Here is a 6,790-nt window from a genome sequence, read left to right as displayed (position 1 = left end):
GTTCGCACCGGTGATGACCAGGAGCCCCGCCGGAAACTCCTTCGACAGCACCGTGTTGCCGGCGTCGCGCGAGCGCGCAGGCTTGACGCGCTCCCGCAACGCCGGGCTTTCGCTGACCAGCGGATCGATGCGCTGGCGCGAGAACCGCTTGGCGAGTTCGACGGTCGGCTGCACCGCGAGCATCGGCCCGGGCGCATGATGAATGACGTATCCGATCCAGTTATTTCCGCCTTCCGTGAAGCCGATCTGCGCGGACTTCATCACCACGATACGGCGCGCGGGATGCGTCGGCGACAGCGCATCGACGATCGCCCGCATGTATGGCGTGCGGTCGGTGCGGTATCGGCCGGGCTCCGCCGAAGCGCGCGGGCTCAGCAGCCGATGGCGATCCGCCCATTCCGAGACGGTCAACGACGGATCGGGCGTCAGGCCGTCACGCCAAGCCTGGTCTAGTTCCTCCGCGCCATCAAATGCGAACAGGTCACCGGAATTCGGGCCGGACATCGGCGAGTTCACTGAGGTGAGCGCGGACATGCCCTTCCACGATCTTTTGTACCGCGTGCGCTTCGACGCCGAGCTCCGCAGCAATCATTGCTGAAATTCGCGCCGGCCAGTTGAGCCAGGAATCCCTTTCCTCGCGCGCCAGCCGGAACACCAGCGCGGTCGAGCGGGCGCGATCGACGAGTTCGCCCTTCATGCGCTGCAGTCGCAGGCGAGCGAGATGCGCCTTGGCGATCTCGTGCGCAGTGCGCGCCTGGACGAAGGTGACGTTGCCGCCGGCCGGCAGCCCTTGCTCCTTCAGCGTCTCGCGCACCGAGCCGAGCGCGGCTTCGCCGACCGGACGAAGTTTCTCGGCGGGAGCCTTCGATTTCGCTCGCGTGCGCGCCGGATCGCTTGAGCGCTCCCACGACGCATCGGCCTTGGCCGGATCAATGGAGCCGTCCGGCTCGACCGGGACCCGGCCCTGCTTGATGGCGCGCAATACCGCAACATGGCTTACGCCGCGCCGGCGGGCATAAGCGCGGATCGATAATCCCATGATGGTCCTGGCGCGAAAAAAGCAATCAAATGATCCGATTATCCGCTTGGCTCCGGGCCGAAGCAGCGCGTTTATGGCGTCATCACCGAACGGAGACCACCATGACCAAGATCGCCACATTGGCCAGCAACAATGAAGCCTGGGCTTCTTCGGCACCATCCGCCACCATGCCGATCCCGCCGAAGCCTGGCCGCTCGCCATGCGGGCCATCGGCGAAGCGACCGGATGCTCAGACGTCGGTGTTCGCGATTTCCTCGACAGCCGCCATGGCCGGCACTTCGCCGACGACGTGGCCAACGGCTTATTCGAGGGACGGATCCTGATGCAAGCAATCGAAATCGCCATCGATCGCTGGATGACTTGGACAATCGATCGGCGCACGTCACGCGAGACCGGCGTTCCGCGCGGGCTGCCCTATCTGGTCGGCTTCGTCACCGACTGCGAAATCATGGCCGAAGCGGCCGCGTGATCATCGAGAGGAGCATCGTCGTGGAAGACTGGAGCGGACTCACTCCCGCAGAGATTCGCGCGCGCGTCGCCGCCGCGCGCGAACCGGCGCTGCGAAAATTCCTGGCGAACTGCGGCGCCCAAGTTTTGCCCGGAGAGACACTCGAACAGGCAGTCAGGCGCGTACAGGCTGGCATATTCGGAGTGATCCGGCACGCCGCAGAGACTGCACTCCCCAACGAAACCTTCCAGCAGTCCATGGACCGCGTGCTGTCGCACCGAAACTGATTGGCTTCTGCCCCTCAAAGCTCTGCCCCGCCCCAACGCGGGGCTCGGGGTCGTAGAAGGGTCGCGATAGTCGCGCCCGACTACGAAGGAGCCCGAGATGGCAAAGACAAGCAAGGCGAAGACCAAAACTGCTCAGAAGCGGAAGGCCCCAGCAAAAGCGAAGACCCCCGGCACACGCGCCAACAGCAAACAGGCGCAACTCATCGAAATGCTCAAGCGTCCCGAGGGCGCCACGATCGATGAGATCGTCAAGAAGTTCGACTGGCAGGCGCACACGGTGCGCGGCGCGCTCGCCGGCGCACTCAAGAAGAAGCTTGGCCTGAACGTTCAGTCCGAGAAGGTGGAGGGGCGCGGACGGGTCTATCGAATCAAGGCCTGACCGTACATCGCCTCTGACTTCAGGCGCCGGCTCGCGTAGTCTTTGACGCGCAGCCGGCGCCTCTCTCATTGTCCATTGCGCCACCGGAGCCGAGCGATGTCTGAAGCCCCAGCCCTAGCCAGTCCAAAATGGCGGCAGATTCCGGGAGGTGTCTGGGCGCTCGGCTTCGTGTCGCTGCTCATGGATGTCTCCTCCGAGATGATCCATGCCCTACTGCCGCTCTATCTGGTGACCGTCATGGGGGCATCCACACTGACGGTCGGGTTCATCGAAGGGATCGCCGAAGCCACGGCCTCGATCACCAAGGTTTTTTCGGGCGCGATCAGCGACTGGCTCGGCAAGAGGAAGTTTCTGGCGGCACTCGGGTATTGTCTTGCAGCCTTCACCAAGCCAATTTTTCCGCTGGCCGCAACCGTCGAATGGCTGATCGCCGCACGCTTCATCGACCGGGTCGGCAAGGGCATTCGTGGTGCGCCGCGCGATGCTCTGGTCGCCGATCTGAGCCCTCCGGAGGTGCGCGGCGCAAGCTTCGGGCTGCGCCAGTCGCTCGACACCATCGGTGCCTTCATGGGTCCGTTGCTCGCCATCGCCTTCATGTGGTGGGCCGCGAACAATTTCGTCGTGGTGTTTTGGATTGCCGTTATTCCGGCGTTCCTGTCGTTTTTTCTCATCGTTTTCGCCGTGCGGGAGCCCGAAAGACCGCTCGAGCTCCGAAAGGTCCGCATGCCGCTCAGCCGTGCCGAACTTGGACGATTGGGAAGCGCCTATTGGTGGGTGGTTGCCGTAGCAGCCGTGTTCACACTCGCCCGTTTCAGCGAAGCGTTCCTGGTCCTGCGGGCCCAGTCCATCGGACTCGCGATCATGTGGGCGCCGGTGGTTATGATCGTCATGAATATCTTCTATGCCGTGTCGGCCTATCCAGCCGGTGTGCTGTCCGACAAAGCCAATCGGGCGACCGTCATGATTGTCGGGCTTGTATTCCTGCTTGTCGCCGACCTCTGTTTGGCCCTTTCGCCCAACATCTACGGGATTCTTGTTGGAGCTGCTCTTTGGGGCCTCCATATGGGTTTCACGCAGGGTCTGCTCGCAACGCTTGTTGCCGATGCCGCACCGGCCGAACTGCGCGGGACCGCCTTCGGTGTGTTCAATCTCATCACCGGCGTGGTTCTGCTGTTGGCCAGTGTCGTGGCCGGGGCGCTCTGGGATGTGTCCGGGCCGCAAGCGACGTTTTTCGCTGGTGCGGTCTTCACGATCATTACGCTTGTCGGGCTGTTTCCCTTGAGACATCGGCTCGATGGTCGCAAACCCGCATAAGCAGGTGTGCTCGACGTCGAGGCACGACCAGTGCCCATTTATTTGGAGAGCCGTCTGGCTCCTATCTCTTCGAAACTCCGTTCATCGCCGGCGAGGATCGCCTTGCCTCCAGCGTGTCGTTGCCAACGCTGGATAACCACATCGCAGTAGCGCGGATCGATTTCGATGGCGAGACAGACGCGACCCACGGACTCGGCAGCAATGACTGTCGAACCGGATCCGGCGAAGGGCTCATAGACGAGGTCGCCCTTGGCGCTATTGTTGACAATCGGCCGGCGCATGCACTCGACCGGTTTCTGGGTGCCGTGTTCGGTCGCCTCGTCGTTCTCGCCGGTGGCGATGGTCCACAACGTGGTTTGATCGCGCGCGCCCTGCCAGTGTCCGCTTGCTCCCTTGCGCACCGCATAGAAACACGGTTCGTGCTGCCAGTGATAGTCGCCGCGGCTCAGCACCAGGCGGGGCTTGGCCCACACGATCTGGGCTCTGACCAGGAAGCCGCAGGCATCGAGGCTCTCCGCCACGGTCCGGGCGTAAATCCCCGAGTGCCAGACGTAAGCGACCTCGCCCGGAAACAGGCTCCAGGCCTCGCGCCAATCGGCGCGGTCGTCATTGTTGACTTTGCCGGGCCGCGCGGTCGAGGAAACACCTGATTCCACTCGCCAGTTGGGATCGTATTCGACCCCGTACGGCGGGTCGGTCACCATCAAGTGCGGGTGCGCATCATCGAGCAGTCGCTCAACATCGGTCGCAACTGTCGCGTCACCGCACAGCAGGCGATGCGGTCCAAGCAGCCAAAGGTCGCCGGGCCGGGTGACCGCCTGGGCAGGCGGTTCGGGGACTTCATCCTCTCCCTCGGATGCCCCACCCCCGTTGAGTTCGTCGAGCAGTCGATCGAGCTCGTCCTCGGCAAACCCGAGCAAGGCAAGGTCGACGCCATCCTCCTTGAGTCGTTCCAGCTCGACAGAGAGCAGTTCGTCGTCCCAACCGGCGTTGAGCGCAATGCGATTGTCGGCGAGCCGGAAGGCGCGCGCTTGCGCATCGGTCAGGTGGCCGAGCCGAATGACCGGGGCCTGCTGCAGCCCGAGCCGCTTTGCCGCGACGATCCGGCCGTGGCCGGCGATGAGTACGCCGCGGTCGTCAACCAGACACGGCACGTTGAAGCCGAACTCCGCGATCGAGCCGGCAATCTGAGCGACCTGTTCGTCGGGATGCGTCCGCGCATTTGCCGCGTAGGTCAGGAGCCGGTCGATCGGCCAGAGCTCGATCTGCAGCGGGTCAGTCGTCGTCGGGGATTGCGACCCCGCGCTCGCGCGCGACCGCTTCGAAGCTTTGGCCTTCGCCATCGAGTTTCACTGGCTTATCGGGAAAGAGTTTGCGCCACCGGCGGAGCGCGACATCGACATATTCGGGAGCGAGCTCGATTGCCCGCGTCCGTCGACCACATCGCTCGGCCGCAATGATGCTGGTGCCGGAGCCAGCGAACGGTTCGTAGACGTTGTCGCGTTCACTGCTGTAGGCGCGCATCACGAATTCTGGCAGAGCAACCGGGAACACCGCGGGATGCTCGGTCTCGATGCCGCGTGCCTTGTGCCGGGTGATGCGGATGACGTTGTCGGGGATCCGCGTCTCCTGGACGCCTTGGCCGGCATGTGTCCACTCGCCGACGTGGCCGTCCTTGTGCCGGATGCCGCCATGCGTGTCGTTGACGTGGCCCGCCCACTTGCAGGGCACGATCTTGTTGGGCTTGCGCGCCTTGCGATTGAAGTGGAAGACAAACTCGAACGCCGGTGCCAAGCGTCCGTTCCAGTCGCCCGGCAATCCCGGGCCCTGGTCCCACACGTAGAGCCCGAACCGGCGCCAGCCCTGCTCGCGCATCCAGTCGAGCCAGGTCTGCCAATAGGGCTGCCATTCGTTGTCGCGGTGGACCAGCCCAAGATTGACCAGGACTTGAGCCGAGTCCGCGACCGGCAACGTCGCGAAGACACCGCGCATGAGCGCGTCCCAATCGCCGACGCCACCGGTGGTGTAATCGCGCTGGTTTCCGTAAGGCGGCGACGTGAACACGAGCACCGCGCGCTCGCCATTCATGACGCGCGCCACCACCGAGGAATCGGTGCTGTCGCCGCAGAGCAGCCGATGCTTGCCGATTAGCCAGAGGTCGCCCGCGCGAGAGACCGCCTCGCGCGGCGGAGCCGGCATATCGTCGGCAGCGTCCTCGCCATCATCGTCGATGGTCTCGGTCTCATCACCGAGCGGCGCCATGAGCGCATCGAGCTCGGCCTCCGAGAAGCCGGTGAGTTCAAGATCAAAGCCCTCGCCATTCAGTGCATGCAGTTCCGATGCCAGCAGCTCCTCGTTCCAGCCGGCGTTCAGCGCCAGCTTGTTGTCAGCGATGACGTATGCGCGCCGCTGTGCTGGAGTCAGATGGTCGAGAACGACGACCGGAACCGTGTCGATGCCGAGCTTGCGTGCCGCCAGCAGCCGGCCATGGCCGGCGACGATGCCGCCCTCCGCATCGGCCAGGATCGGATTGGTCCAGCCGAATTCGACGATTGAGGCTGCGATCTGCGCGACCTGGTTGTCGTCATGCGTGCGGGCATTGCGCGCATAGGGGATCAGCCGGTCGATCGGCCAATGCTCGACCGTGTCCGGCAGTTGGGGCGGCATGAGAAATTTTCGGACGGTACCGGCGACGACTCGTTGGGTGGTACGGGGGCGGCCTGGTAACCACCAGTGCGTTACCACTCGGCAGGCGCCAAAAACCGCGCCATTCCGCGCCTTTAGGGCACACGGGGGCCAACGTCGGGTGGTAACTGGTAACTCAGATTTTGCGGCTGGCTGTAGCGAAATTCCGGGCCATTGCCCCCCGCATACCAATGCGGCCAGGAAGGAACCGTGATTTCAATGGGTTAGCAACGAATTGCGCCGAGAATGATTTCCGGATACGTTTCCGGAAACGGACAAGGGATCAAGTTCGATGACAGGCGTACAGCACAAACGTCTCTCCGCCCATCGCCGCCGCCTCAAACGGCGCGGCGTTGTGCGCGTCGAAGTGCAGGTGCGCAAGGAGGATGCTGCGCTGGTTCGTGGCGTGGCCCAAGCGCTGTCGGACCCAACACGTGAGACCGAGGCTCGCGCTCTGTTGCGGGAGCGCTTTGGTGCGGCCAACGCCAAGGGCCTCAAGGGGCTGCTTGCTGCCGCGCCGCTGGAGGGAATCGATCTGACCCGTGAGCGCGACTTCGGGCGCGATATTGTGCTGTGAACTACCTAATCGACACCAACGTCATTTCCGAGATTCGCAAGGGCACAAAGTGTGATGCCAA

The 6,790-nt window shown here is 63.7% G+C and carries 9 protein-coding genes; 5 read left to right on the top strand and 4 right to left on the bottom strand.

Annotation, left to right across the window (positions count from 1 at the left end; all coding sequences use genetic code 11):
• Both BGN91_RS09495 and BGN91_RS09490 read right to left on the bottom strand, forming a co-directional pair.
• Window positions 1–504 (bottom strand): phage terminase large subunit family protein (locus BGN91_RS09495; RefSeq protein ID WP_292612557.1); only part of this gene is annotated, 504 nt, incomplete at its 3' end.
• Window positions 482–1,039 carry an elements of external origin gene (locus tag BGN91_RS09490; RefSeq protein WP_292612555.1) on the bottom strand — a complete coding sequence of 186 codons (558 nt, stop codon included), beginning with the start codon at window positions 1,037–1,039 and terminating at the stop codon, window positions 482–484. The genes BGN91_RS09495 and BGN91_RS09490, both read right to left, overlap by 23 nt.
• A gap of 199 nt (window positions 1,040–1,238) precedes the next feature.
• Here BGN91_RS09490 and BGN91_RS09485 point away from each other — a divergent pair, with 199 nt between their 5' ends.
• The 4 genes from BGN91_RS09485 (at window position 1,239) to BGN91_RS09470 (ending at window position 3,467) form a co-directional block, all read left to right on the top strand.
• Window positions 1,239–1,508 carry a hypothetical protein gene (locus tag BGN91_RS09485; RefSeq protein ID WP_292612553.1) on the top strand — a complete coding sequence of 90 codons (270 nt, stop codon included), beginning with the start codon at window positions 1,239–1,241 and terminating at the stop codon, window positions 1,506–1,508.
• 20 nt (window positions 1,509–1,528) lie between these two features.
• Complete coding sequence (locus BGN91_RS09480; protein WP_292612551.1) at window positions 1,529–1,774, top strand: hypothetical protein; 246 nt, start codon at window positions 1,529–1,531, stop codon at window positions 1,772–1,774.
• Window positions 1,775–1,871: 97 nt separating this feature from the next.
• A complete protein-coding gene (locus BGN91_RS09475) occupies window positions 1,872–2,153 on the top strand; it encodes a DUF3489 domain-containing protein (RefSeq protein WP_292612549.1) in 282 nt (93 codons plus the stop codon).
• A 96-nt stretch (window positions 2,154–2,249) separates the two neighbouring features.
• Window positions 2,250–3,467, top strand: coding sequence for an MFS transporter (locus BGN91_RS09470; RefSeq protein ID WP_292612547.1), 1,218 nt, complete (start codon window positions 2,250–2,252; stop codon window positions 3,465–3,467).
• A gap of 38 nt (window positions 3,468–3,505) precedes the next feature.
• On the opposite strand, the gene BGN91_RS09465 is transcribed toward BGN91_RS09470, so the two are convergent.
• Window positions 3,506–4,810 (bottom strand): DNA methyltransferase, encoded by a 1,305-nt coding sequence (locus BGN91_RS09465; protein WP_292612545.1) that lies wholly within the window; start codon window positions 4,808–4,810, stop codon window positions 3,506–3,508.
• The gene (locus BGN91_RS09460) at window positions 4,743–6,134 is read right to left on the bottom strand and encodes a site-specific DNA-methyltransferase (protein WP_292612543.1); all 1,392 of its coding nucleotides are present in this window, start codon (window positions 6,132–6,134) and stop codon (window positions 4,743–4,745) included. Before BGN91_RS09460 ends, BGN91_RS09465 begins: the two co-directional genes overlap by 68 nt.
• Before the next feature lie 310 nt (window positions 6,135–6,444).
• Between BGN91_RS09460 and BGN91_RS09455 the strand changes: the two genes are divergently transcribed.
• Complete coding sequence (locus BGN91_RS09455; protein WP_292612541.1) at window positions 6,445–6,729, top strand: hypothetical protein; 285 nt, start codon at window positions 6,445–6,447, stop codon at window positions 6,727–6,729.
• Window positions 6,730–6,790 lie beyond the last annotated feature (61 nt).

The sequence above is a fragment of the Nitrobacter sp. 62-13 genome (assembly GCF_001896955.1).
Taxonomy (GTDB): domain Bacteria; phylum Pseudomonadota; class Alphaproteobacteria; order Rhizobiales; family Xanthobacteraceae; genus Nitrobacter.
The sequence above is the reverse complement of the archived record's forward strand: the minus strand, read 5'-3'. Positions and strand labels throughout refer to the sequence as shown.